At 63.5% G+C, this 24,972-nt stretch carries 17 protein-coding genes and 3 pseudogenes; 8 read left to right on the plus strand and 12 right to left on the minus strand.

Going from position 1 to position 24,972, the window contains the following annotated elements:
• Window positions 1–76: 76 nt before the first annotated feature.
• The 3 genes and pseudogenes from DQG18_RS16420 to DQG18_RS11795 all read right to left on the minus strand — a co-directional run.
• Window positions 77–229: pseudogene (locus DQG18_RS16420) on the minus strand (IS630 family transposase); the annotation flags it as partial.
• A 293-nt stretch (window positions 230–522) separates the two neighbouring features.
• Window positions 523–1,497, minus strand: a complete 975-nt coding sequence (locus tag DQG18_RS11790) for an NAD(P)-dependent alcohol dehydrogenase (RefSeq protein ID WP_198669751.1) — start codon at window positions 1,495–1,497, stop codon at window positions 523–525.
• Window positions 1,498–1,962: 465 nt separating this feature from the next.
• Window positions 1,963–2,859 (minus strand): sugar ABC transporter ATP-binding protein, encoded by an 897-nt coding sequence (locus tag DQG18_RS11795; protein WP_342771500.1) that lies wholly within the window; start codon window positions 2,857–2,859, stop codon window positions 1,963–1,965.
• A gap of 19 nt (window positions 2,860–2,878) precedes the next feature.
• On the opposite strand from DQG18_RS11795, the pseudogene DQG18_RS16525 reads away from it, so the two are divergent.
• Window positions 2,879–3,136 (plus strand): annotated as a pseudogene (locus tag DQG18_RS16525) (thiamine pyrophosphate-dependent enzyme); the annotation flags it as partial.
• Window positions 3,137–3,358: 222 nt separating this feature from the next.
• Here the strand turns inward: DQG18_RS16525 and DQG18_RS11805 are convergent.
• From DQG18_RS11805 to DQG18_RS11825, 5 genes are all read right to left on the minus strand, one after another.
• Window positions 3,359–4,204 carry a Crp/Fnr family transcriptional regulator gene (locus DQG18_RS11805; RefSeq protein WP_198669752.1) on the minus strand — a complete coding sequence of 282 codons (846 nt, stop codon included), beginning with the start codon at window positions 4,202–4,204 and terminating at the stop codon, window positions 3,359–3,361.
• A gap of 163 nt (window positions 4,205–4,367) precedes the next feature.
• The gene (locus DQG18_RS11810; protein ID WP_116654481.1) at window positions 4,368–4,901 is read right to left on the minus strand and encodes a hypothetical protein; all 534 of its coding nucleotides are present in this window, start codon (window positions 4,899–4,901) and stop codon (window positions 4,368–4,370) included.
• A gap of 112 nt (window positions 4,902–5,013) precedes the next feature.
• Window positions 5,014–6,408, minus strand: coding sequence for an exopolysaccharide Pel transporter PelG (gene pelG, locus DQG18_RS11815; RefSeq protein ID WP_157970144.1), 1,395 nt, complete (start codon window positions 6,406–6,408; stop codon window positions 5,014–5,016).
• Between the two features lies 1 nt (window position 6,409).
• Window positions 6,410–7,936 (minus strand): GT4 family glycosyltransferase PelF, encoded by a 1,527-nt coding sequence (gene pelF / locus DQG18_RS11820; protein WP_116654483.1) that lies wholly within the window; start codon window positions 7,934–7,936, stop codon window positions 6,410–6,412.
• A 6-nt stretch (window positions 7,937–7,942) separates the two neighbouring features.
• Window positions 7,943–8,650, minus strand: a complete 708-nt coding sequence (locus DQG18_RS11825; protein ID WP_116654484.1) for a hypothetical protein — start codon at window positions 8,648–8,650, stop codon at window positions 7,943–7,945.
• A 188-nt stretch (window positions 8,651–8,838) separates the two neighbouring features.
• On the opposite strand from DQG18_RS11825, the gene DQG18_RS11830 reads away from it, so the two are divergent.
• The 3 genes from DQG18_RS11830 to DQG18_RS16645 are packed head-to-tail and all read left to right on the plus strand — an operon-like array spanning window position 8,839 to window position 16,224.
• Window positions 8,839–9,777, plus strand: a complete 939-nt coding sequence (locus DQG18_RS11830; RefSeq protein WP_157970145.1) for an MJ1477/TM1410 family putative glycoside hydrolase — start codon at window positions 8,839–8,841, stop codon at window positions 9,775–9,777.
• 14 nt (window positions 9,778–9,791) lie between these two features.
• Complete coding sequence (locus DQG18_RS11835) at window positions 9,792–10,421, plus strand: hypothetical protein (RefSeq protein ID WP_116654486.1); 630 nt, start codon at window positions 9,792–9,794, stop codon at window positions 10,419–10,421.
• Window positions 10,422–10,425: 4 nt separating this feature from the next.
• Window positions 10,426–16,224, plus strand: coding sequence for a M10 family metallopeptidase C-terminal domain-containing protein (locus DQG18_RS16645; protein WP_116654487.1), 5,799 nt, complete (start codon window positions 10,426–10,428; stop codon window positions 16,222–16,224).
• A gap of 43 nt (window positions 16,225–16,267) precedes the next feature.
• Here the strand turns inward: DQG18_RS16645 and DQG18_RS11845 are convergent, their stop codons facing one another.
• Together DQG18_RS11845 and DQG18_RS11850 are read right to left on the minus strand one after the other, a co-directional pair.
• Window positions 16,268–17,584, minus strand: a complete 1,317-nt coding sequence (locus tag DQG18_RS11845) for an HlyD family type I secretion periplasmic adaptor subunit (RefSeq protein ID WP_116654488.1) — start codon at window positions 17,582–17,584, stop codon at window positions 16,268–16,270.
• Window positions 17,581–19,296, minus strand: a complete 1,716-nt coding sequence (locus tag DQG18_RS11850; RefSeq protein WP_116654601.1) for a type I secretion system permease/ATPase — start codon at window positions 19,294–19,296, stop codon at window positions 17,581–17,583. Before DQG18_RS11850 ends, DQG18_RS11845 begins: the two co-directional genes overlap by 4 nt.
• A gap of 132 nt (window positions 19,297–19,428) precedes the next feature.
• Between DQG18_RS11850 and glmS the strand changes: the two genes are divergently transcribed.
• On the plus strand, window positions 19,429–21,255 hold the full coding sequence (glmS, locus tag DQG18_RS11855) for a glutamine--fructose-6-phosphate transaminase (isomerizing) (protein ID WP_116654489.1): 1,827 nt from the start codon (window positions 19,429–19,431) through the stop codon (window positions 21,253–21,255).
• 45 nt (window positions 21,256–21,300) lie between these two features.
• On the opposite strand, the gene DQG18_RS11860 is transcribed toward glmS, so the two are convergent.
• On the minus strand, window positions 21,301–22,287 hold the full coding sequence (locus DQG18_RS11860; protein ID WP_116654490.1) for a diaminopimelate dehydrogenase: 987 nt from the start codon (window positions 22,285–22,287) through the stop codon (window positions 21,301–21,303).
• 67 nt (window positions 22,288–22,354) lie between these two features.
• Window positions 22,355–22,801 carry a YtoQ family protein gene (locus tag DQG18_RS11865; protein ID WP_116654602.1) on the minus strand — a complete coding sequence of 149 codons (447 nt, stop codon included), beginning with the start codon at window positions 22,799–22,801 and terminating at the stop codon, window positions 22,355–22,357.
• 190 nt (window positions 22,802–22,991) lie between these two features.
• On the opposite strand from DQG18_RS11865, the gene DQG18_RS11870 reads away from it, so the two are divergent.
• The 3 genes and pseudogenes from DQG18_RS11870 to DQG18_RS11880 form a co-directional block, all read left to right on the plus strand.
• The gene (locus DQG18_RS11870) at window positions 22,992–23,951 is read left to right on the plus strand and encodes a glutathione S-transferase family protein (RefSeq protein WP_116654491.1); all 960 of its coding nucleotides are present in this window, start codon (window positions 22,992–22,994) and stop codon (window positions 23,949–23,951) included.
• 71 nt (window positions 23,952–24,022) lie between these two features.
• Window positions 24,023–24,322 carry a DUF3175 domain-containing protein gene (locus tag DQG18_RS11875; protein WP_116654492.1) on the plus strand — a complete coding sequence of 100 codons (300 nt, stop codon included), beginning with the start codon at window positions 24,023–24,025 and terminating at the stop codon, window positions 24,320–24,322.
• Window positions 24,304–24,939: pseudogene (locus tag DQG18_RS11880) on the plus strand (UdgX family uracil-DNA binding protein); the annotation flags it as partial. The gene DQG18_RS11875 and the pseudogene DQG18_RS11880, both read left to right, overlap by 19 nt.
• Window positions 24,940–24,972: the final 33 nt, after the last annotated feature.

A 24,972-nucleotide genomic window follows, 5' to 3' on the forward strand; every position in this document is an offset into this window, starting at 1 on the left:
GCGGGTGTTGCCCACGGGAGCGTTTCACGTTCAGGTCACCCCATATCCGGGGTTGGCGATGTAGTTTTAGCACTCGGATGGTGCCGGTTTCTTGCCATGCCTCCTCGACGGATCGGTGGGCCATGCGCATCCAGTGCTTGATCTGGGAGAAGGCCCGTTGGATGGATTTGTGGCTGCCCAGATTACCCATCACCACGATGTCGCCGGGACCGATTCTATCGAGCAGTTGCTAAAGCAGATCAGTGTTCGACGGAAGCATCGAGGCTCTGGCGATTGCGGCGGGTTGGTCTGGACCCCGAGAATGAATCCCGGGGCGACAAGCGGGAATGAGGCAGGTATCGGCCAAAGCCCCCAATGTCATTTCCGGGACTGGTTCCCGGCAGGCCGTTTCCATCAAAAGCTGGGATCAAACACCTAGTCGATCCATGCCCATACCAACTGGTTCCATGTCGTAGCTCCCGCTCAAAGGGTGGTTGGCGGTGCCTGGTTGCGTAACGATTAGTTCCTGTCTCAATCAGTCAGTCATTGCTGTTCGGATTCGCCCATTGACACCACAACCGCTCCGGTCTTGTGCCGGCTTTCGACCCTACGGTGAGCATCAACGATGCGCGAAAGTGGATACACCTTATCGATGACAGGCACGATTTCACCCCTCTCCAGCATTTCAGCGATGGTTTCGAGGTCGGGCAGTTTCTCCATCGATACGTTGAACAACACTTTCTTGTCTGAGAAGCGCGTGGTCAGCGAACGAAGCACCTCTCTGGTCTTGCCCTCGATCGGCACAAACAATCCACCCGGCTTTAGCGCGCGTCTGGCTTGGGTGAAGGAAGTCGCAGCGATGGTGCCGATGACGATGTCGTAGATTTCACCTTCTCCGGCATAATCCTGCGTGCGGTAGTCGATCGTGCGGTCCGCGCCAAGTGAACGCACGAGGTCGCCGTTGCTGGTGAGGCCGGTCACGTGCGCCCCAAACAACTTTGCCATTTGTACCAGAAACACGCCGACCCCGCCTGACGCGCCGGTAATGAGCACCTTCTGACCCGGTTTGACGCCGATATAATCGCGGAGGAACACCAGCGCCGTCAGGGCGCCGAAGGGTGTGGCGGCGGCCTCCTCATAGCTGACGTTGGCTGGCTTGCGGGTAATGACGCCTCCCTCGGCGATCGCCAGATATTCTGCGTGCGCGCCATGGCCCGCAGTCCCGAACACCTCGTCCCCGAGCCTGAAGCGCGTGACCTTTGGCCCGACCGAGACGACGCGTCCGGCGAAATTGGCGCCCAGCACCTTGTTGCGTGGCTTGAAGTATCCCGTCATGGCACGGCCGATCCAGCCCATGCCCGTTGGGTACTCCGAGGCCCGAAAGCGCCAGTCGGCGGTGGTGACCTGGCTTGCGAATACTTTGATCAGCACTTCGTCATCTCCGATTTCGGGGCGGTCGATCTCCTTGATCTCGACGACGTCGGCTGGTCCGTAGTTCTCGTAGACAGCGGCTTTCATGATGTTTCTCCTCATCGTTTGGCGTTGTTCGATGGCGGAATGATACCAATGCGCATGGCGAAGGTATATTGACGAAACGTGTTGTTTCCCTATGCGTAGCACGTACGGTGCGTTCGACGGCGGACGGGCTTGCGATTTCACCCCAGGCGCGCCGGCTGCTCAATGGGCCTCTATCGCGCGGCCATCGCGGGGGAACTCAATGCCGTGCTGATCGCGCCCGGCATCGGCTCTTGGTGCGTATTTGGCTCGAACGCGATGCCATCCTCACCCTCGTCGACCGCGGCCTCGACACCGCGGTCGCCCCCAACCGGGCTCCGCCCTGGCCGCTGGCCTCAAGACCCGCAAGATCCCGTTGCCCGGCGCCGAAACCCCCAAAAATGGGTGTACTGTGGAATCGCTCAGGCAATCAGGTCGCTGCCATCGAGGCGTTTGTCGAAATTTGCGCAGAGGTTGCGCGAGACTGATTCAATCGGTCGGCTTGAGACCGGAAATCGCCTGAACGAGATTTTCCTCGGTGACTTCGCCGATCTCGAACGTGCGGATGATCTTTCCCTGGAACATCGCGATCACGCGGTCGGAGACATGCAGGATTTCGGGCATTTCCGAAGAGATGACGATGACCGCCATGCCCTGGGCTGCGAGGTCGCGGATCAGCCGGTGTATTTCTGCCTTCGACCCCACATCGATACCGCGTGTCGGCTCGTCGACAATCAGCACCCGGGGGTGCATCGACAGCCATTTGCCGATGACGATCTTTTGCTGGTTACCGCCCGAAAGGTTGCCCACCATCTGGCGCCAGCCGGGTGTCTTGATGGCAAGACGCTCACGGTAGGTTTCAAATATGTCAGCCTCGGCGCGCTCGTTCATGAACGGGCCGCCGGCCATGCCGTCGATCTGCGGCAGGGTCATGTTGTCCCGGCAATTCATGCCCAGCACCAGACCCTGCCCCTTGCGGTCTTCCGGGACCAGGGAAATTCCCCTGGCGATGGCGTCGATCGGATTGTCGATCCTGACGGGCTTGCCATCGAGCACGATATCCCCGGCTGTCGGTGTGCGCAAACCGAATAACGTCTCGGCGATTTCGGTGCGCCCCGCCCCCACGAGGCCATAAAATCCCACCACTTCGCCGCGACGCACCTCGAAGCTGATGTCCTTGAAAAGGCGGCCGCAGGTCAGGCCCCGGATCTCAAGCGCAACCTCGCCGATCTGCGCGCGGGTCCTGTTGCGTGACAGATCGAGCTTGCGGCCGATCATGAGCTGGGTGATCTCGTCCTCGCCGGTTTCTGCCGTCACCAGCGTGCCACGCACCTCCCCGTCACGCAGAACGGTGATGCAATCGGTAATGCGGAATATCTCTTCCATCCGGTGCGAGATGTAGACGATGGCGACGCCCTGGCTCCTGAGATCTTCGATAACCTCAAACAGCACGGTTTTTTCGGCATCCGTGAGCGAGGCGGTGGGTTCATCGAAGATCACGACCTTGGCTTCGACCGTCAGGGCGCGGGCGATTTCGACCATCTGCTTGTTGGCGATCGATGGACAGGATGTCCTGGCGGTCAACGATCTGGCGCGCGGGCTGGTCGAACGCTGCCGCAAGGGCGAGGGGCCGTTCTTCATCGAGTTGGCCACCTATCGCTATCACGGCCACCATGTTGGCGACATCAACCGCGAATATTACCGCTCAAAGGACGAGGAAACGCTCATTGCCTCGGTCAGAAAGACCTCGCGCGCCATCGTCATCGATGAGGGCCATCAGAGTTTCGGCACGACCAGCGAGATTGCCAGCCGCCTCGGGCCCGTATCGGAAGAACTGCTGACCCGATTCGACCGCATCACGGCCGACAATCTTTGGGCTTCCCGATTACTTCGGCGCCGCTCGCGCGACTGGCCGGGGCTCCAGCATTGCCGTGTTGGCGGGGGCAAGGCGCACTGTTGGGGCGGGCGCACGCGGCTGCGCCGCTACGGCATCCCTATATCCGGCAGGGTATCTGGCGGGGGGCGTGCGCTCCTCGCCGGCGCGCTGGCGGCGCGTCACCGCGAGCAGGTCCAGTTCGGAATAGCCCGAGCGTGCCAGCAGACGCCTCTGGTCGAGCACCTCGAAATGCGCGCTGTCGATGATGCGCAATATGCCCTGGCGCGAGAGCATCTGGATATTGCGGCTGATGGTCTCGACGCTGGTTCCGAGATAGCTGGCGAGGTCGCGCCGCGAAATGGGGCAGGCGGCGATATTCTCGCGTGGCTGGGACCGATCGGGCGGGGGCGCGGCCCGATGGGTGAACAATTGCAGCAGCAGGTAGGTCGCCATGCGTTCCATCGTCGTGTGGCAACCGAACAGCAACAGCCGGTTGCGCGCCCGCGCCAGGTCGTCGATCGTCTTGCCCAAAAGGATATGCTCGAATTCGCGGTGTCGCTCCACAAGTTCGAGAAACGCCTTGCGGTTGACGCAACATAGCGTCACCGCCGTTGCCGACTCGATGGAAAACGGGTTGGTGTCCTCGCCCAGTTCTCCGAAGAAATCGCCGACATTGCAGAGATCGACAATATGCTGGCGGCCATCGGGTAGCGTCTTGGAGAGCTTGAGAATGCCCGAGACAACCTGTCCGACGATGTCGGAATTTTCGCCTTCGGCCTGAATGGTGTCGCCGACCGCATAGCGCTTCAGTCGGGAGAGTTTTTCTATTTCTTCTGAAATACGAGTTCCAACCATGTTCGAAAACATGCTGAACATGTTCCGATGCGCGTCCATTTTCCCAAAACCATTTTTCTTTACTTAGAAAGTGCAAATTATGAATTCTGAATACAACTAATATTCTAGATTCAAATGACGATGATGGCTTGGCGACGATTATCCATATTAATACAGGAAAATGTTAACTATTGTCAATTTGGTTCCCGTTTTTTTTTGTTGTCGATGCGCCGCCGTCCATTGCCGCGCCGGTGTTTCCTACTTTGCCATGGCGTGCCGCGGGTTCGGAAAACCCCGCATGGCGGCGCTCCAGGCGCCGGGTGCGCGCGGCGAGAATTTCGTATTGGCTGGCGATCAGGTCGCGCTCCCGGCCGGCGGCCTGCAGCCTGGAATGGGTCTGGTCCAGAGCCTGGAAATGGCGGTCGGCGATCAGTCCCACAAGCACGGCGACAGCGAGCCATGTGAGGGGTGGTGCCCATGCCCCGAGGGTGAAATCGAAATAGTCCTGTCCTATCGGACGGGCCGGTGCGCCATCCGAGAAGGACAGCAGCGTAGCCGCCGCCGCCGATGCGATGCCGCCCAGAGCGCCGTATTGCGCGCTAAGCAGGGCGACCGCGAAGAAAAAGGGATGAACGGGCAGTTGCGCGAAGTCGAGGAACTGAAGGTGTTCCAGCAGCGTCACGCCGCCGAGCAGGACCGCGCCTTCGGCAACGGCCACGGGAAGCGAGCGTCCGCTGCCTTTGGGCTCTGCCGTTATCAACGTGCTGGCTGGGATGGATGCGGTTCTGGACACCTTGTCGGTCCTTTCTTGGTTGGTTCGGGCGGCCGTGTCAGGCGGCGACCGATGGGTTGTTGTCAATGAAGGTGAGGCGGTTGAGCGAACCCAGCGTGTGCAGCATGACGGCGTAGGCGAAGAGCGCGGAGAGCGCCGCGGCAAACACATAGCCCAGTCCCAACAGATCGGGATTGAACAGCATCGCCGCGGTCAGCGCGCCGTTGAGGACGACGAAGATGCCCTGCAACCAAAGATAGGCCGGGCCATGCTGGACGAACAGGATTACGCCGCAGCAGGCGAGGAACAGGAAGTGGAACGCCGCCCCGACCAGTGCCAGCCGCAGCACAGGCAGCGTCTCGAAATCGAGGTGCAAGAGGGTCACGATCAGCGGGCTGGCAATGGCCAGTGCGATGCTTACGGCCAATTGTACGACGAAGGCCGAAAAGATCGTCCTTATCGTGCCGCGTGCCAACTCGATTCGCTGGGTCTCGATATGGCGGAACGTCCCCCCCGCACGCACGATGTTGCGGTAGAGGCGGTAATTGTCGAAAAAGCCGGTTTCCAACCAGATGGCTACCGCCGACATGATCGGTACGACGGAGAGATAGGCGATGAACATGGGTACGTCGTAGCGTGGGGCGTGGATAAGCCCGCTTCCCACCACCAGCGCTTCGCCCGATTGCCAGACGACCAGCTTGTCGATCCAGACCGCCACAGCGCTGGCGATCCCGGCCAGAAGGAAGGTCAGCGAGCGCAGGCGCGCATGGCGCAACCCGGCCAGTACTGCCTCGATCGTTGCCAGATGTCCGGGGAAGGTGCGGATGATAAGGGCATTGAGGATGCAAAAGGACAGGCACAGCCCCGCTCCGAACCCCATCAGCAGGCCGGGTGTGCCGTGCCCGAGTCGGGCCAGTGCCAGCCCCAGGGCCACCGATACGCTCAGCCCGATGGCAAAGGCGAGGGTGACCATCGTATATTGCCTTATGGCGGCGACCAGCGACATGGCCAGCCAGAGCAGCGATACCTGCACCCCGCAGAACAGCGCGGCAAGAAACAGGAGATAAGGCAGGCGCAGCAGGACGCCGAATATCAGCCAGCCCGCCACCAGCGCCACCGCAGCCGTAATCACCAGCGCGCCGAAATAGACCGCCTGCACTTCGGTGAACCGCCGCTCGAACAGCAGTGCGGAGATGCGCAGTGTCGTTTCGAGGGCGATCGGGACGGTGACGATCAGCGAGAGGGCGAAGCTGTAGATCACCAGAATCCTGAAGATGGTGGTCTGCTCGGCCCCCAGGATTGGCGTGCCGAGCCCGGTGATGAGCGCCAGCCCCGCCATGATGATGACCCAGGGGCCGGACGTCACGATGATCGCATGGCCGGCGGCCAGTGACTGGGACGCAAGGTTGTCGTTTTCGCTCAATCGCTTCAGTGCAAAGCCGATGCCAGCCATGTCACGCCTCCAGAGTGGACGGGGTCGCCAGATACCGGCCGTAGAAGTCGGCATAGGTCCGGGCGATGGTTTCGGAACGGTAGCGGTCGTGCACGCGGGCGCGCAGTGTTTCGCCATAGGTGTGGCGCAGTTCGGGATCGGTCAGCAGCTTGATGACGGCCTGGGCGGTTTCACCGGGCGCGCCGACCGGCACGACGATGCCGCCCGGCGCTTCCGGCTTGCGGCGCCCGTCGGCTGCGCCTTCGAGAATTTCGCGGCACGCGCCCACGTCGGTCGCAACGCACGGCACGCCCGAAGCGCCCGCTTCGAGGATGACGAGCGGTTGGGCCTCACTGATCGAGGTCAGGACCATCACGTCGATCTCGCCAAAATAATCGCGGACATCGACCGGGCCGGTAAAGCTCACCATGTCGGAAAGCCCGCGATTGCGGACTTCGTCCATGCAGCTTCTGGCGTATTCGGGGTCCTCGTCCATCGGCCCGATGACAAGCGCCCGCAGGCCGGGAACGGCGTGGGCGACCTGTTCGGCGACGTCGATGAAGGTCTGGACGTCCTTGATGGGGGTGACCCTCCCGATAAAGGCAATGGTGGGTGCGCCAGAGCGGCGTTCGGGCAGAGTCTGGAAGCGGGCGATATCGACCCCGTTGGGTATGACGCGGAGCTTTGTGGGTTCGGCTCCGAGCGCCTGCTGGAAGGCGTTGTTGTCCGCGTAGAGCGCCACGACCTCCGATGCCGCCTCATAGCCGATGCGCGCGAAACTCTCGAACGCGGCGGCCCAGAAATCGCGCACATCCTCGCGGTCGTCGGAAAAATCGAATCCCGTGTCGATGCTGTTGGTGATCCATTCGGCCATGAGAATCTCGATGCGGCGCTCGTTGGAGTAGATACCGTGCTCGGTAATCAGCGAGGGGCGCCCGGTTTCGAGCGCCGCCCGCGCCCCGACAAGGCCCGCATAGCCGGTTGAGACCGCGTGATAGACGCGCGCCGACGGGAGCGGGAAGGTCAGCGCGCGGAACAGTCCGCCGGCCAGCGTGCGCCATGCCCAGAAATAGGCAAGGAACGAGGATTGCGGCATGGCGGCGTAGCACTTGCAAAGGGTTTCCCACGCCTGACGCGAATTGAGCAGTACGTCGATCTGCGGCCTGTTCCGTGGTGCTCCGAGTCGTTCGAGCAGGGCGCCGAGATCATCGAACTCCCCATTCTGGAGCAGGCGCACCAGCCGCTGGGCCAGCCATTTGGGCGACATTTCGGGCCAGTTGCGCCCAAACCCGATCTCGAGATCGTCGAGCCGCATGTGATGGATGGCGCGCAGATTGTCGGGCCGGGGGTAGCGGGGCGATCCGTCGGGCCTCGTGGGCAGGATGGCGAGCACCGAAAAGCTCAGCTCGGGCTGGCTGCGCATCAGCCAGTCGATCCAGCTCGAAACCCCGCCTGAAACGTAAGGGTAGCACCCTTCCGCGATAAGGCAGACATCGGCCTCAGGTGCCGTCCCGCGCCGTGCCGGCAGGTAGGGAAAAAGATGCAGCATCGTCTCTCACTCCCCCGGCGCGGCGTGGTGGGTGGGTCTCTCGGCCGCCTCCAGGGCGGTGACGGGCGGCATGGCGCTGCCAGCGGCGCGGCGCGCCTTGTCGCGGATGAACGAGGCGACGGCTGCCGCCTGGACGCGTACGCGCTGGTCGCGGCTGCGCAGTGCCGTATCGAGCAGGTCGGACATGGCCGGCTGGGTGGTATCGGCGGCGATGTGGGCAAAGAAAGCCTGTTTCTCGCGCATCGTGCCATGGGTCAGAAGACGGTCGAAACGCTGGGGGAGACGCGAGGTGGGGCGTACGAGCTGATCGTCGAGAATGCGATCGGCCAGCGTGATGGCCGGGGCAGGTGGCGGGGCGATGGTATTGTACCATTGCTCGAGCGTTGCGCTATGCCTGCCGCTTGAAAGCTGCTCGCTGATCAGGGCGGCCGCCGATCCTATCGGTCCGGCCACCGCCGTGAGAAACGTGAATTTCTGTAATTCGCCGCTTTTGTATCCAATGTGCTCGACAATGACGACCAGGGCCAGCAAGAGCGCGCAGAGCGCCAGGTGCCCGCCAAGCGCATCGCCGATCTGGGCGCGCCCGACCAGCACCAGCACCGTCAGGACGATCTCGAGCGAGAGCACGAAAATCTGGACGAAGAGAATCCGGGACCTGATCGGGTCCTTGCGGGAGGCCGGATAGCTGTCTGGATTTGGAAGGATCGCGTGCATGGTCTGGGCCTTGGGTTACGGGCGAAAGGCGAGAGGACCGGGCCCCGCGCTGTATTGGGATTCATGCAACCCCCGGCCCTTCGATTCATTGACGGCTGTCAATGCGCCGCACCCGGCGTGCGCCTTAGAAAAGCGCCTCACTGGCAACGGCACCCATGCGCCGTGCCCGAGTCTTGAAGGCGGAACCAATGACGCTGGACCAGACCCTTTCCGCAACGCTGCTGACGGCCCTGACGCTGGTATTCGGGGGGCTGTTTGCCGCCGTGGGCGCGCGGCCGGGCGAGGAGCCGCCGGGCATGAACCCGCTGAGCGGGGTGCGCTCCTGGGTCTATCAGCTCCAGGGGATATCCCCCGCCGTCCTTGCGCGCTCGGGCTATGACATGGCGGTCATCGACTATTCGCGCAACGGCAGGGAAAAGGGCGCGTTGCTCGCTTCCGAACTGGCCGCCATCAAGGTCAAGCCGGACGGGCGGCGGCGGATCGTTCTTGCTTATCTCAGCATCGGGGAGGCGGAGGACTATCGCTATTACTGGGACCCGGACTGGTCGCGCAGCCCACCCGAATGGCTCGGGCCGGAAAATCCCGAATGGAAGGGCAATTATTGGGTGCGCTTCTGGGATACGCGCTGGCAGGAAATTATCTATCGCAGCGCCGGGTCCTATCTCGAAAAGATCGTCGCGGCCGGATTCGACGGGGTCTATCTCGACCGGATCGATGCGTTCGAGGAGCCCGATCCCGAATACGACCCCTCACGCCGGATGCTGGCCATGGCGCAATTTGTCGAGGCTCTGGCCGAGCGCGGGCGGGCGCTCAATCCCGGCTTCCTCGTCGTCGTGCAGAATGGGGAGGAGTTGCTCGAAAATGCCGACTACCGGCGGACCATAGACGGGTTCGCCAAGGAAGACCTCCTGTTCGGGATTCACAAGGACGGGCAGCGCAACACGCGCAGCGAGACCCGGGCCAGCCTCAATCTCATCTCCCTGCTGCTCGATTCCGGCAAGCCTGTGTTCCTTGCTGAATATCTTTCCGATGCCGCTGTCATCGAGGCGGCGCGAACCGATGCCGCAACGCTCGGCACGCCGCTTTTTGTCGGCGGACGGGCGCTCGATCTTCCCTATTCCCGTTAGTCCAGGATCAGCCGATGACCGCCATTTCAGACATCTCCGCCCATATGATCCGGTCGCTGGCGATCGTGGCGCTGCTGACGGCGCTCTCGATGGTGGCCGCTATCGCCATGCTGCCCAATACCGAAGAAAAGGTGGCGGTGCTGGCGGCGCATCAGCGCTATGACGAGGCTATCGCCCTTGTCGAGAACCGCCGGGCCCGCGCCGGGCTGACCCCTTACGAGGTCTTTACGCTCGCAGGCATGTACAGGATCACCCACCAGCCGGGCCCTGCCATTTCCCTGCTCGAAAGCGAAGCCTCCACGCGGCCCGACGATGGCTGGACCCTGGGGCTGCTTGCGGCGCTCTACCGGGATACCGGCGATGCGGCCAACGAGGCGCGTATCCTGCGGCGGGTCTTTCTCATGGAGCCCACGGCCCAGACCTATCGCCGCCTGATCGTACTACTGCGCATGGCCGGAGACCGTGAAGCGGAACGCGAGGTGATCGCCCAGGCGCAGGCCGCCGGGCTTACCGGTCCCGCCGACGACGAACGCCTGCTGCGCCTGCGCGAACCCGGCGTCCCCAGGGGGGCGGCCACGGTATGGCGCGCGACGGATGTGAACGAAACAACCGGAACGACTTCAACCCTTGCTGCAATGGAGTAGCATCATGACCATCACCCTTGACGGAACGCTCGCCGACTGGACCCCGGCGGACAGGCTGGAGACCGCGCTGACCGCCGTTTCCGGTTATGAACTCTATGGCAGGGTGGAGGCTGGCGACTTCTTTTTCGCGCTCAGAAGCGCGGTGCCCATTGGCCCCGATACGACCCTGTGGCTCAATACCGACAGCGATACGGCGACCGGCCACCAGATCTGGGGCTGGGCGGGGGGTGCCGAGTTCAACGTCACCTTCGGGGCGGACGGCGTGCCGCATCTTTATAGCGGGGCGGACGGGCAGACTTTGATCGGTACGTTGAATTACGCACTCGGGCCTGACGGCACCACGCTGGAAATCGAAATTCCCAGGACGCTGGTCGGGGAAGATGTCTCATCGCTCACTGTCCTTGCCGATATCAACAACGCCATCTTCCTGCCCAGCAGCTTCAGCGACGGAGGCTATGTGATCGCGGAGCCACAACTGCCTCCAGCCTCCGAGTTTGACGGGCTGCTCGACGAGTGGACGCAGGACCAGCGTCTGGAAACCCCCGCAACGGCGGTCGATGGCTACGAGCTTTACGGCAAGACCGATGCGGGCGATTTCGTCTTTGCGCTCAGAAGCGCGGTGCCCATCGGGCCCGAAACGACCTTCTGGCTCAACACCGATAGCGACACCGCGACCGGCCATCAGATCTGGGGCTGGGCGGGCGGCGCCGAATTCAACATCAATTTCGATGCCAATGGCGTGCCGCATCTTTATAGCGGGGCGGACGGCCAAACCCTTGTCGGCGATCTGAGCTATGGGCTGGGGCCGGACGGCACGACGCTCGAAATCCGCATCCCCCAGGAGCTGCTTGGCGGGGACGTTTCCTCCCTCACCGTTCTTGCCGATATCAACAATTCCGTCTTCCTGCCCAGCAGCTTCAGCGCGGGCGGCTATGTGATCGCCGAACCCGTCACCAATCCGCCTTCCGAATTCGACGGGCTGCTCGACGAGTGGACGCAGGACCAGCGTCTGGAAACTCCCGCAACGGCAGTCGATGGTTACGAGCTTTACGGCAAGACCGATGGCGGTGATTTCGTCTTTGCGCTCAAGAGCGCGGTGGCGATCGGTGCACACACCACGTTCTGGCTCAACACCGACGCCGATACCGCGACCGGGCATCAGATCTGGGGGTGGTCGGGCGGTGCGGAATTCAACGTCAATTTCGGCGCCGATGGCGTGCCGCGCCTTTATAGCGGGGCGGATGGGCAGACGCTTGTCGGCGATCTGAGCTATGCGCTGGGACCGGACGGTACGACGCTCGAAATCCGTATCCCCCAGGCGCTGCTTGGCGGGGACGTTTCGTCCCTCACCGTTCTGGCCGATATCAACAATTCCGTCTTCCTGCCCAGCAGCTACAGTGCGGGCGGCTATGTCATCGAGCAACCCGGCGACCTCCCTCCCGCAAGGTTCGACGGGCTGCTCGATGACTGGAGTCAGGGCGAAAGGCTCGAAACCCCGGCGACGACCGTTGAAGGCTATGAGCTTTATGGCCGGTTCGCCGACGGTGAGTTCCTCGTTGCGCTCAAGAGCGCGGTGCCCATCGGCCCCAACACGACCTTCTGGATCAACACCGATGGCGATATCGCGACCGGGCACCAGATCTGGGGTTGGGCGGGCGGCGCCGAATTCAACGTCAATATCGGCGCGGACGGCATACCCAGGCTCTATTCGGGAGCGGCGGGCGAGGTGCTTGTCGGCGAACTCGACTTCGCCTTCGGTCCGGACGGCACGACGCTGGAACTGGCCGTCCCGCAATCGCTGCTCGGGGGGGCGGTCGACAAGATATTGCTGATGGCCGACGTCAATGACGGGGTGTTCCTGCCGTCCGATTATACCTTTGCCGGCTACGCCCTTGCCGATCCGGCATCGCTCCCCCAGCCGGACGCGGACGGATACAAGATCGCCATCGTCTTTTCCCAGAGCAGCGCCGACGCCTATTTCAGCGAAATGGCCTATTCCCAGCTCATCATGGCGGCACAGAGCCAGGCCATGGCGGCGGGCATTCCGTTCGACGTGATCGGGGAGGCGGATCTTACCAATCTCGAAAAGCTCGCCGGCTACGATGCCATCGTTTTCCCCTCCTTCCGCACCGTGCCCGACAACTATGCCGAGATCGCCAGCGTTCTGGGGCATGTGGTCTTCGACTACAACATACCGCTGATCGCCGCCGGGGATTTCATGACCAATAACGGGGCGGGCGATCCGCTGCCCGGCAACCCCTATGAGCGCATGCAGACCCTTCTGGGCGTGACGCGCACCGGCGGGGAATCCGGGGTCACGGCAGAGATCATCGGGGCGGACGGCCATCCGATCATTTCGGGCTACGGCCAGAACACCATCAACACCTATACCGGCACCGCGACATCCTATTTCAGCGCGGTCGGGACGGTGGCCGGAACGCTGATCGCCGAGCAGGTCGTCAACGGCACGAGCCATAATGCGGTGCTGGGCACGGTGACGGGGGGACAGAACGTGCATTTTGCGACCGAGGGCCTGCTTGCCGACAGCAATCTGCTCGGCAAGGCGCTCGACTGGGTGGTCAGCCCAGCAGAAGGGCCCACGGTGTCGCTCCACATGAGCCGCAGCGAAGCCATCGTTGCCTCGCGTAACGACATGGACCAGTCTCAGGAAGTCTATGACGTCGATGGCGGTATTTACGATGCGTTGCTGCCCATCCTCGAACAGTGGAAGGCCGACTACAATTTCGTCGGCTCCTATTACATCAATATCGGGCTTTACGGCCCCGACCAGCAGACCGACTGGGTCATCTCCTCGCCCTATTACAATGCGCTTCTGGCGATGGGCAACGAGATCGGCTCGCATTCCTATTCGCACCCCTCGGACACCAATCTTCTTTTGCCCGATACGGTCATCCAGGAGTTGCTCGACCAGCGCGTGGCGCAATACGCAGCGCTTCTGGACAATCCCTCGGCGTGTTTCTGCCCCTATTGCACGCGTGAGGATGCCGACCAGACGGTCATCGACGCGCTGGCCGCGATGAGCGTTTCGGAGATCAACGCAACGTTGCAGGCGGCGCTCGCCGCACCGGATCCCTCGGCGCTCGATCTCGTGTCGCGCGCCATCCTCGAGGCGTCCTTCACCTTCCAGTTCGGCACCTCCCGCCACGCCATAGAGGATGGGCTGGGAATCGTCGTTACCGGCGCCGCCGTGCCCGGCATGCCCGAAACGCTCGAAACGGCGCGCCAGATCATCGGGCTATACGACTACATGACGGGCGGCGCCTCGATGGCCGGCGCGGGATATCCGGGTGCATTCGGCTATCTCTCGGATGGGGAGACGGACCACGTCTATCTTGCGCCCAACATGTCGTTCGATTTCACGCTCATCGACTGGCTCGGGCTTTCCGCACAAGGGGCGCTCGACAAATGGCTCGCCGAATGGAACGAACTGACGGTCAATTCCGATCTGCCGATCGTCGTCTGGCCCTGGCACGATTACGGCCCGACCCAATGGTCGCTCAACGAGGGTGTTCAGTCCACCTATAGCCTTGAAATGTTCTCCGGCTTCATCGCGGCGGCCTATTCCGCCGGGGCGGAGTTCGTGACCCTTGCCGATCTTGCCGCGCGCATCGTTGCGTTCGAGAAGACCGAGTTCGATTTTACGGTCTCGGGCGATGCCGTAACGGTCAGCGCGTTGCCGCAAGCGGGGACGCTGGGCACTTTCGCGGTCAATCTGGGCACGCTCGAGGGGCAGACCATCAAGAACGTTGCCAACTGGTACGCCTATGACGGGGACAGCGTGTTCCTCGACGCCGATGGCGGCACTTTCGAGATCACGCTGGGCGCAAGCGCCGACGATGTGACGCACATCACATCGATCGGTGCGCGGGCACAACTGCTCACGCTTTGGGGCGATGGGACCGATCTCGACTTCACCGTCTCGGGGGAGGGCCGTATCGTCATCGATCTCAAGGTGACCGAGGGCATGTTCTATGAGGTTACCGGAGCCAATGTGGCCGGTATCGAGAACGGCACCATGGTGCTCGAACTCTCCGGTATTGGCACGCACGCCATCGAAGTGCGGCAAAAGGCAATCCCCAACGCCGCGCCCACCGATATCGTCGTCTCAAACCTTGCGGTTCTTGCCGAAAATACTGTGCTGCGGACCTTGATTGCCGAACTGCTGGTGATCGATCCCGATCTCGATCCTTCGTTACGCAACAACGTCCTTACGGTCTCGGACGATCGTTTCGAGGTCGATCCCGCCGACAATGCGCTTTATCTCAAGGCGGGCCAGACGATCGATTTCGAGGCTGAGCCGCAAATCACGCTCACCCTCACCGCGACGGATGGCGCACTGAGCGTCTCGCGCGAGGTCGTGCTCGATATAGCGGACGTCAATGAGGGACCCTCGGGCGCGGTCGTCATCGAGGGCGAGGCGCAAGAAGACCAGACCCTTTCGGCCAACATCACGACGCTCGCGGACCCCGAGGGCATCGTTGCGCTCAGCTATCAGTGGCAGCGCGGCGAAGGTGCGGGATTCACCGATATCGCCGGTGCGACCGGGGCGACCTATACGCTCGCCGACGCCGATGCGGGGGCAGCGGTGCGTGTCGTCGTCAGCTATTTCGATGGGGCGGGCACGCTCGAAACCCTTGCTTCGGCGGCGACCGCACCGGTCACCGATATCGCGCCGGGTATCGTTCTCGAAGCATCGGACGAGGACATGACGCGCATCCTCACCCCGGCCCAGCTCGCCGGGCCGATGGTGGGGGTGGGAGCGTTTACCATCCTCGATCTGGCGGCTTCCGCCGGAACCCTCACCACGCTTGCGGATGGCACCTGGCTCTACGTCCCCGCGCTTAACGACGATACGGACGTCGTCTTTTCCTACAGGATCGAGACTGCGGACGGCATAGCGGAGGCGACGGCGAGCCTCGATCTCGTCGGAATGGCCGACATCATGGGAACCGGCGCCGCCGATACGCTCGCGGGGAAATCCACGGGCAACCAGTATCATGGCGGGGCGGGCAACGACATCATAAGGGGCGGGGGCGGCATCGATATTCTTTTTGGTGACGAGGGCGCCGACCAGATCTACGGCGATGCCGGCCGGGACATTTTCGTCGCCACCGCCGGGGACGGCAATGACAGCTATACCGGCGGCGGAGGGAGCGACACCTACGATCTCTCCCGCATCACCGCCGATGTCACGGTCAACCTCGCTGCAGGGACGGCCAGCAGTGCCCAGACCGGCACCGACACCCTTGCGACCATCGAGAACGTCATCGGAGGGAGCGGCAACGATACCATCAGCGGAAAGTCGGGAGCCAACCGGCTCGAAGGAGGGGCGGGCAACGATACGCTCTCAGGCGCGGGCGGTGCCGATATCCTGATCGGAGGCACGGGCGACGACCGGCTCGATGGCGGGGCGGGCCGGGACATCCTTACGGGGGGGACGGGTAGCGACACCTTCATCTTCACCGCCCCCGGCCATACACGCGGGGGAACCTCTCCCCGCGACGTCATTACCGATTTCAGCCACGGAGAAGATATCATCGATCTTTCGGCGATCGATGCGGTCAGCAACGTTGCGGGCAACCAGGCCTTTACCTTCCTTGCAACACCGGGGACGGCGTTCTCGGGAGTGCGCGGGGAGCTCCAGTGGTTCTTCGAGGATATGGCGGACGAGGCCAATGACAGGACCATCGTTGCCGGGGATATCAACGGTGACGGGGCGGCCGACTTCCAGATCGAGTTGACCGGGCTGGTGACGTTGACGGCGATCGACTTCATTCTCTGAGCAAAGGATTAAGAAAGGAAAGGCGCCCTCTGGGGCGCCTTTTTCATTCCTCGCGGAACACCCGGGAAAGCTGGGTGACGGCGGGGGCGACGAGATAGGCGAGGACCGTGCGCTCCTCGGTGCGGAAAAACGCCTCGACGGGCATTCCGGGTACGAGGTGATAGGCTTGGGAAAGTTTGGCCTGTTCCGCCTCGGGCACCGTCACGCGCACAAGGTAGAACTGCAAGCCGTTTACGGGATCGCGCAGCAGATCGGGCGAGATGCTCGCGACAACGCCGGAAAGTTCGGGCGCGCGGCGCGGATCGAGGCCGGAAAGGCGCAGGTCGACCGGCTGGCCGGTGGCCAGCCTGTCCCGGTCGAGCGGGCTGACGCGGATGTCGACGAGGAGGGTTTCGTTCTGGGGAACGATCTGCATCAGCGTCTCGCCCGGTCCGATCACCCCGCCCACCGTCTGCACCTGCGATTCATGGACGATACCGGCAATCGGCGCACGGATTTCCAGCCGCCGCAGGCGATCCTCGGCGGCGATCTTTTGCTGCTGCAACTCGGCAATCGCCTGTCCCGCTTCCTGCAACTGGGCCAGCACATCGGACAGGAACGTCTCGCGCAACTGGGTCATCTGCAGGGTGCGCTCGGAAATGGCAGCGCGGGAGCGGGCTATCTCGGTAAGGGTCCGCGCCCGGTCGCCGTCGAGCCGGGCAAGCTGACGCTCGATATCGGCAAGGCGCGAGCGTTCCACGAGGCCTTGTGCAAAAAGTGCCGAGATGGTTGTCACCTGTTCGGAAACGATGCCGGTCTCGGTTTCGATGGCGCGGGCCTGTGCCTCAAGGCCCTCAATCTGGATTTCGAACTGGGCGATCTGTTCGGCAAGCTGGGCGGACTGGTTTTCAAGGGTGGCGGCGCGGGCGAGGCGCAACTGTTCTTGCGCGGAAAAAAGCGCCAGATTACGCGCCCGGTCGGATAAGCCCTCAAGGGCTTCGGACCAGAGCGCCGCACCGCTTCCCTGGCTTTCGGCCAGCAGGCGTGCCTGCAATGTCAGGGCATCGCCAAGCTGGGCATCGATCACGGCGAGATTGGCGGCGGTGGCGGTGCCGTCGAGCGCGATCAGCAGATCGCCCGCGGCCACAGCATCCTCGTTGCGCACGAGGATGGTCCGCACGATGCCGCCTTCCTGATGCTGGACAAGGCGCGCGCCGCCGTCGACAACCACGCTGCCGCCCGCGACGATCGCGCCGGCAATGGTGGTGCTCGCCGCCCAATAGGCCGCTCCGCCGAACAGCATGAGGATCGAAACCGTACCCAGAAGCGCATGGCGCCCCAGGCTCCGGGTCTGGCGTTGCTGAAGCGATAGCGCGCTCATCGCCCGCGCGCCTTTCGCGCGGCCGCGAGCGAGGCGGGCTGCGCGGTGATGGCGGCCAGCACCTCGTCGCGGGCGCCGAACATGGCCATGCGTCCGTCCAGCAGATAAAGGAGCTTGTCCACCGAGGCGATGGCGGCGGGCCGGTGCGCGACCACGATCACGATGGCCCCGCGCGCCTTGGCCGTTTCAACTGCCGTGTTGAAGGCAGTGTCCCCGGCGCTGTCGAGATTGGAGTTGGGTTCGTCCAGTACCAGCAGGAAAGGATCGCCGTAAAGCGCGCGGGCAAGCCCGATGCGCTGGCGCTGCCCCGCCGAAAGCATGGCCCCGCGCTCGCCGATCCGCGTATCGTAGCCATGCGGCAGCCCGGCGACGAGATCGTGGATGCCAGCAGCACTGGCGGCGGCGAGGATCGCTTCGAGCGAGGCGTCGGGGGCAAAGCGCGCGATGTTCTCGGCAACCGTGCCGTCGAACAGCTCGACCAGTTGCGGCAGGTAGCCGATGGCGCGTCCGAGCCGGTCGGGGTCGAAATGGCAAAGCTCGGACCCGTCGAGTCGCACGGTCCCGGCAAGGGGTGGCCAGAGCCCGATCAGCGTGCGGACCAGCGAGGATTTCCCGCACCCCGATATGCCCAGCACGCCCAACGCATCGCCTGCCGCAAGGCTGAACGATACGCCGGCGAGCAGCGGTGGACCTTCACGATCGGGGGCGACGGCGAGATCGCTGACCCTGAGGCTTGCGGTGGGGAGGGGAAGCGCGGTGCGTGGGGCCGTCTTTTCGTCGCGCTCGATCTTCCTGATCCGGCGCATGGCCTGCCGTGCCGCGACGAAGCCGCGCCAATTGGCCACCGCCTGTTCGACCGGCGCCAGCGCCCGCGCCGTGACGATCGAGGCGGCGATCATCAGCCCGGCGGTGATGTCGCCCTCTATCGCCAGATACGCGCCCAGCGCCAGCACGCCCGATTGCAGGAGCAGGCGGAAGGATTTCGTCGTTGCCGAAAAGAACGTCGCGCGGTCGGCGGCGCGGGCTTGCGCGGTCAAAAGCGCGTCGGCGGCCTCGCTCCAGCGGGCGATGAGCGTGGGGCGCATGCCCATCGACATGATGGATTCGGCGTTGCCGCGCGCGTCGGAAAGCTGGTTCTGCCGCGCCGCCATGGCCGTATCGACCGCCACCGAGGGACGGCGAGACAGCGCTTCGTTGGCGATCATCAGCACCGTCACGGCCACGGCTCCGGCAACGGCAAGCCAGCCGAGCAGGGGATGGAACATGAAAACGACCGCCAGATAAAGCGGCATCCATGGCAGGTCGAGAAGCGCCAGCGGCCCCTGGCCCGAAAGGAAGGTGCGGACCGTATCGAGGTCGCGCACCGGGTCGCCGTCGCGCGATTGCCCGGGCCGCGCCCGGCTCCCGATCACCGAGGCAAAGAGGGGTGTTGCGTAGCGCACCGCAACGAGAGTGGAAAACCTTATGGCCATGCGCGTACGCAAGAGTTCGAGAAACGCATAGAACCCGTAAAGCACTACCATCAGCCCGGTGAGCGCGACGAGCGTGGGCACGGATTTGCTCGCCAGAACCCGGTCATAGATCTGGAGCATGAACAAAGGGCCGGTCAGCAGCAAGAGGTTGGAAACGATCGAGAGCAGGACGAGGCCTGTCCACGGCATCACGCTCCGGCCGGTGAGCCCGATACCACCATTCTGGGACGCCTGATCCATTCGGGTCGACCTTTCATCCAGCTTCATCCCACCATGGCCCATCGCGCCGCGTACGCATTGATGGCCGTCAATGTCAAAGCATCCCCGGCGCGCCTAGCAGTGGAGGAAACAACCTGACGAACGGAGACGACAATGTGCGGGATCGTGGGAATTGCCGGCGCGGCGCCTGTGGCGGAAAGGCTGGTCGGCGCCCTCGCGCGCCTTGAATACCGGGGCTATGACAGCGCCGGGATCGCAACGCTTGCGGGCGGCGACATCCTGCGTTGCCGCGCGCAGGGCAAGCTCGAGAACCTTGCCGCAAGGCTTTCTGAAACCCCGCTTTCGGGCACTATCGGGATCGGGCACACCCGCTGGGCGACGCATGGCGCACCCACCGAGGCTAACGCCCACCCCCACGCCACCCATCACCTCGCCGTGGTTCACAACGGTATCATCGAGAATTATCGCGACCTGCTCACCGGTCTCGCGCAGGACGGCTACAGCCCCCAGACTCAGACCGACACGGAAGTGGTAGCCCTGCTCGTCACCCGCGAGATGGACAACGGGGTTACCGCCGAGGAGGCGGTGCCGCGTGCGCTGGCGCAATTGCGGGGCGCCTATGCGCTACTGTTCCTCTTTCGCGGCAATGGCCGCCGGCTGATCGCGGCGCGGCGTGGATCGCCGCTGGCGCTGGGCTATGGCGAGGACGAGATGTATCTGGGGTCCGATGCGGTCGCGCTCACGCCCTTCACCTCCCGCATTTCATATCTTGAGGAAGGAGACTGGGCCGTGGTCGAGCCGGAGGGCGCAACGATTTACGATGACACCGGGCGGCGCGTCGAACGCCCGGTCCGCGTGCTCGACCAGAGCGACGAGATCGCCGAAAAATTCCCCTATCCGCACTTCATGGCCAAGGAAATCCACGAGCAGCCCCAAATGGTTGCCCATACGGTCAATCAGTTTGTCGATCCCGCCGCCATGACGCTGCGTCCGATGCCTCCGTTGCCGTTCGATTTTGCCACCCTGCCGCGTATCACGGCGGCGGCGTGCGGCACGGCCTATCTGGCGGGCGCGGTGGCCAAATACTGGTTCGAGGATCTGGCGCGGCTGCCTTTCGAGATCGATATCGCTTCCGAATTCCGCTATCGCCGTCCACCGCTGGCCGATGGCGGGCTGTCGCTGTTCATCTCGCAATCGGGGGAAACCGCCGATACCCTTGCCGCGCTGCGCCATTGCGCCGGCGAGGGCCAGAACATCGCCGCCATCGTCAACGCCACCCATTCGACGATCGCGCGGGAGGCGCATGCCTTTTTCCCGCTGCTCTGCGGGCCGGAGATCGGGGTCGCCTCGACCAAGGCGTTCACATCACAACTGGCGGTCCTCGCCGCGCTGGCATTGGTCGCCGCTGAGGCGCGCCAGACGCTCGACCCGCCGGCTTTGCGCCGACGGATCGCGGCGCTTACCATGCTGCCCACCGCGCTGATCGAAACGCTCCGGGTCGAACCGGAGATCGTTGCCATCGCTCAGAAGCTGGCCAAGGCGCGCGACGTGCTGTTTCTGGGACGCGGGGTCTATGCGCCGCTTGCTTTCGAGGGGGCGCTGAAACTCAAGGAGATTTCCTATATCCACGCCGAGGGCTACGCGGCGGGCGAACTCAAGCACGGGCCTATCGCGCTGGTGGACGGGGATACGCCGGTGGTGGTCATTGCGCCCAGCGACGAGCTGTTTGAAAAGACCCTTTCCAACATGGAAGAGGTCTCGGCCCGCGGCGGCCCGGTGATCCTCATCACTGATACGGCCGGGGCGGCCCATGTCGCGGGCCGGAACGTGACCGTGGTTGCCCTGCCGGGCACCGATCCATTCATTGCGCCGATCGTTGCGGCTCTGCCCTTGCAGTTGCTCGCCTATCACACGGCACTGCTCAAGGGCCACGATATCGACAGGCCGCGCAATCTGGCAAAATCGGTCACTGTAGAATAGCGGAGGCCGCCAATGGCGGCCTCCGTTTGAAAGCTCATGCTGCCGCTACAACTGCTCGGCGCGAAGCTGGGCGGCGCTTTTGGGCGAGAGCAGACCCGGGGCCACGTCGAAGACGGTATGGGCTCCATACTGGCCCATGGCGTTGAGGCGATGGGTCGCCCGTGCATAGGCCACGAGGACGCTTGCGGTGAACTCGGGGTTGCTGCCGAGCTTGAGGGCGTATTCGATCACCTGAGCGTTGTCGGCAGAAGTGTTGCCGCTGCGGATCACGAAGCCCCCATGCACCATCGCCCCGTGATCGCGTGCCAGTTCTTCGGCGGTGATGAAATTCACCGTCGTGTCGTAGGCGTCGAAATAATGAGGCATGGTGACGATGGCGTTACGCACCTCTTCGGGGTCGGCGCCAGCCTCGAGCACGACGAAACATTCGCGCCGGTGCGCCTCGCGCGGGGTCAGCGTGGGGCGCGCGCCGCTGCGGACGCGCGCGATGGCTTCGGGGGCGGGGCGGGTATATTGCACCGCGCCTGCAACGCCCGGCACCTTCCTTATGGCGTCCGAATGCCCCTGGCTCAGCCCGTCGCCCCAGAAGGTGTAGGTTGCGCCATCGGGCAAAAGCGCTTCGCCCAGGATGCGGTTGATCGAAAACATGCCGGGGTCCCAGCCCGCCGAGACCAGCGCCGTCCGGTTGCCCGCCCGCGCCGGGGCGTCCATCGCGGCGAAATAATCGGGGATGCGCGCGTGGGTGTCGAAGCTGTCGACCGTGTTGAACAGCCCGGTCAGTTCGGGGCCCTGACGCGGCAAATCCTCTTTCGAGCCGCCGCACAGGATGAGCACGTCGATGCGATCGGCGTGGGCGGTCAATGCGTCCATGCCGTGCACCGGCGTTGCCGGGTCGCGGGGGGAGAGCTGTTCGGGCGGGCGGCGCGTATAGATGCCGACGAGCCGCATGTCGGGGTTCCTGGCAATCGCGGCCTCGACGCCGCGTCCCAGATTGCCGTGTCCGACGATGCCGATCCGTATCTGCTCTGTCACTCTAACTGTCCCTTGCTTGATGAATGGCCCGGAGAGATAGCAAATAACCCGGCCAGGGCAACAGTCGTCAGGGCAGTTTGCCGGTCAGCACATAGCGCAGGATCTGGACGACCTGTTCGGGACGCTCGGCAACGGCAAGGGCGGCGGCGTCGATCTCCTTGAGAGCGTGCTGGTGTTCGGCGCCGTGCAGGACAATCAGCGATTTTCCGAGCGCCGAGGCCACCCCGGCATCGAAGGCCGCGTTCCATTGCCGGTACTGTTCGCCGAAGCGGACCACGACCACATCGGCCTCCTCGATGCCGCGCCGGGTGCGGATGGCGTTGACCTTGGCGCCCTTGTGGTCGTGCCAGAACTTGTCGGTCTCCGGGCCCAGGATCGCAACCCCGCAATCGTCGCTCGCCTCGTGATCGGTTACAGGGCTTTCAAAGCTCACGTCCAGATCGCGTGCGCCTTCGATGATCCTGTCGCGCCAGTCGGTGTGAATTTCGCCGGACAGATAGACTTTGAGCGTCATGATGGACCTTTCCTTGCTGGCAGAAAATCGCATGGCAGTCTTTCTAGACTGCCCCGGCTTTGCGGGCAAATTCCGGCGCCTGCCGCACGATTTCTTCCGTAACGGATGCAATCATCTTCCCCGCTTTCTCTTGTGAAGTCTCCGCCGGGCAGCGATCTTTGGCGCCACAACACACACCAAGGAGACCCTCATGCTGGTCAACGGAAAATGGGTGGCCGACTGGCAGCCGGTGCAGGCCAAGGACGAAAAGGGCGGCTTTGTGCGCCAGACATCGAGCTTTCGCAACTGGGTCACCCCGGACGGCAGCGCGGGCCCGACCGGGGAAGGGGGCTTTGAGGCCGAGGCGGGCCGCTACCATCTTTACGTGGCGCTGATCTGTCCGTGGGCCTCGCGCACGCTGATCGGGCGCAAGCTCAAGAAACTCGAAAAGGTAATCTCGCTTTCGGTGGTCGAGCCCGCATTGACCGATCAGGGCTGGCGGTTCGGCGACTATCCGGGGGCGAACCGGGACGAGGTAAACGGCGCGACCTATATGCACGAACTTTACACCCGCGCCGATCCCGAGATCTCGGGCCGCGCCACGGTGCCTGTGCTTTGGGACAAGAAACGCGGCACCATCGTCAACAATGAGTCCGCCGACATCCTGCGCATGATGAATTCGGGGTTCGGCGCGCTTGCCGACGAAACAGTCGATCTTTATCCGGCCGATCTGCGCGAGGAGATCGACGCGCTCAACGCCCGTATCTATCCCGCGCTCAACAATGGAGTTTACCGCGCCGGCTTCGCGACCACGCAGGAAGCCTATGAGGAAGCCTTTGCGGGCGTCTTTGCGATGCTCGACGAATTGGAGGAAAAGCTGGGCGATGGCCGCGATTTCCTGTCCGGCAAGCGCTTCACCGAGGCCGACATTCGCCTGTTTGTAACGCTGGTCCGGTTCGATGCCGCCTATCACGGGCTGTTCAAGTGCAACCTGAGGCGCCTTGCCGACTATCCGGCCCTTTCCGCCTATACGGCGCGCATTCTGGCCATTCCTGGCATCCGTGAGACGGTCAATATCGATCACATCAAGAAAGGCTATTATTCGGTCAAGGCGCTCAACCCCACCGGCATTGTGCCCGTCGGTCCCGAACTGCCCGGACTGCTCGCCTGAGCTTCCCCTTCCGCTGGAACGAACCATGCTGCTGGCTTGTTTCTCATCGATGGAAACGAGGAGTGGCGGTGATGACGAAGCGCAAGGAGAAGTGGTCCGCCGGCGTGACCGAAGGCAGCGATGCGCTCGATCTCGAACAAGACGTGTTTACGCTCGACGACCCGAGGGAAATCGCGGCCTCGCTCAAGCGGTCCGCCGAGCGATCGGACCGGCGTAAGGCGGAGCCGTTCCGGTCGGCCATGTCGATGCTGACCTTCTATATCAACCGGGCGGGCAGCAATCTGCCGGACAAGCGGAAAAAAGTGCTCGAACAGGCCAAGAACGAGCTGCGCGTACTGTTCGGGCGCGAGACCGCTTCGGACAAGGGCTGAAGGACATGACGGCGGAAACCATCCCCGCATCTCCCGAGGCCCTCGCGCGCGCCGAGGCGGGCTGCACGCGCTGCCCGCTTTACAGAAACGCAACGCAGGTGGTGCCGGGGGAAGGGCCTGCCACGGCCAGACTGATGGTCGTCGGCGAACAGCCGGGCGACAGGGAGGACCTTGCGGGCCGCCCCTTCGTCGGCCCGGCGGGCAGGATCTTCGATGCCGCGCTGGAACAGGCGGGAATCCCCCGCAAGGACCTGTTCGTCACTAATGCGGTCAAGCATTTCAAGTTCGCGCGGCGCGGCAAGCGGCGGCTGCACCAGCGGCCCAACGCGGGCGAAGTCGATGCCTGCAAGTGGTGGCTCGATCAGGAGCGCGCGCTGGTCAGGCCCGCTGTGCTGGTTGCCATGGGAACCACCGCGATCCGCGGCGTGTATGGCAAGGCGATGACCATTACCTCCCTGCGTGGCAAGACCGCCTATACCGATGACGGCACGCCGGTGATCGCAACGATCCACCCCTCCTATCTCCTGCGCATTCCCGAGGCAGGGCGGCGGCAGCAGGAGACTGATGCGTTCATAAACGATCTGCGGCGCGCCTGGCGTCTGGCAAGGACCGGCTGACCGGCCAGCCTGCCACGCGATGGTTTGGGCACC

Source organism: Pelagibacterium sediminicola, from assembly GCF_003390885.1.
Taxonomy (GTDB): domain Bacteria; phylum Pseudomonadota; class Alphaproteobacteria; order Rhizobiales; family Devosiaceae; genus Pelagibacterium; species Pelagibacterium sediminicola.

Excerpts from the sequence above, each read along its gene's own strand:
- DQG18_RS11790 (WP_198669751.1), bottom strand. The coding sequence starts at position 1,497 with ATGAAAGCCGCTGTCTACGAGAACTACGGACCAGCCGACGTCGTCGAG.
- DQG18_RS11795 (WP_342771500.1), bottom strand. The coding sequence starts at position 2,859 with ATGGAAGAGATATTCCGCATTACCGATTGCATCACCGTTCTGCGTGAC.
- DQG18_RS11805 (WP_198669752.1), bottom strand. The coding sequence starts at position 4,204 with ATGGTTGGAACTCGTATTTCAGAAGAAATAGAAAAACTCTCCCGACTG.
- pelG (WP_157970144.1), bottom strand. The coding sequence starts at position 6,408 with ATGGCTGGCATCGGCTTTGCACTGAAGCGATTGAGCGAAAACGACAAC.
- pelF (WP_116654483.1), bottom strand. The coding sequence starts at position 7,936 with ATGCTGCATCTTTTTCCCTACCTGCCGGCACGGCGCGGGACGGCACCT.
- DQG18_RS11825 (WP_116654484.1), bottom strand. The coding sequence starts at position 8,650 with ATGCACGCGATCCTTCCAAATCCAGACAGCTATCCGGCCTCCCGCAAG.
- DQG18_RS11830 (WP_157970145.1), top strand. The coding sequence starts at position 8,839 with ATGACGCTGGACCAGACCCTTTCCGCAACGCTGCTGACGGCCCTGACG.
- DQG18_RS11835 (WP_116654486.1), top strand. The coding sequence starts at position 9,792 with ATGACCGCCATTTCAGACATCTCCGCCCATATGATCCGGTCGCTGGCG.
- DQG18_RS16645 (WP_116654487.1), top strand. The coding sequence starts at position 10,426 with ATGACCATCACCCTTGACGGAACGCTCGCCGACTGGACCCCGGCGGAC.
- DQG18_RS11845 (WP_116654488.1), bottom strand. The coding sequence starts at position 17,584 with ATGAGCGCGCTATCGCTTCAGCAACGCCAGACCCGGAGCCTGGGGCGC.
- DQG18_RS11850 (WP_116654601.1), bottom strand. The coding sequence starts at position 19,296 with ATGGATCAGGCGTCCCAGAATGGTGGTATCGGGCTCACCGGCCGGAGC.
- glmS (WP_116654489.1), top strand. The coding sequence starts at position 19,429 with ATGTGCGGGATCGTGGGAATTGCCGGCGCGGCGCCTGTGGCGGAAAGG.
- DQG18_RS11865 (WP_116654602.1), bottom strand. The coding sequence starts at position 22,801 with ATGACGCTCAAAGTCTATCTGTCCGGCGAAATTCACACCGACTGGCGC.
- DQG18_RS11870 (WP_116654491.1), top strand. The coding sequence starts at position 22,992 with ATGCTGGTCAACGGAAAATGGGTGGCCGACTGGCAGCCGGTGCAGGCC.
- DQG18_RS11875 (WP_116654492.1), top strand. The coding sequence starts at position 24,023 with ATGACGAAGCGCAAGGAGAAGTGGTCCGCCGGCGTGACCGAAGGCAGC.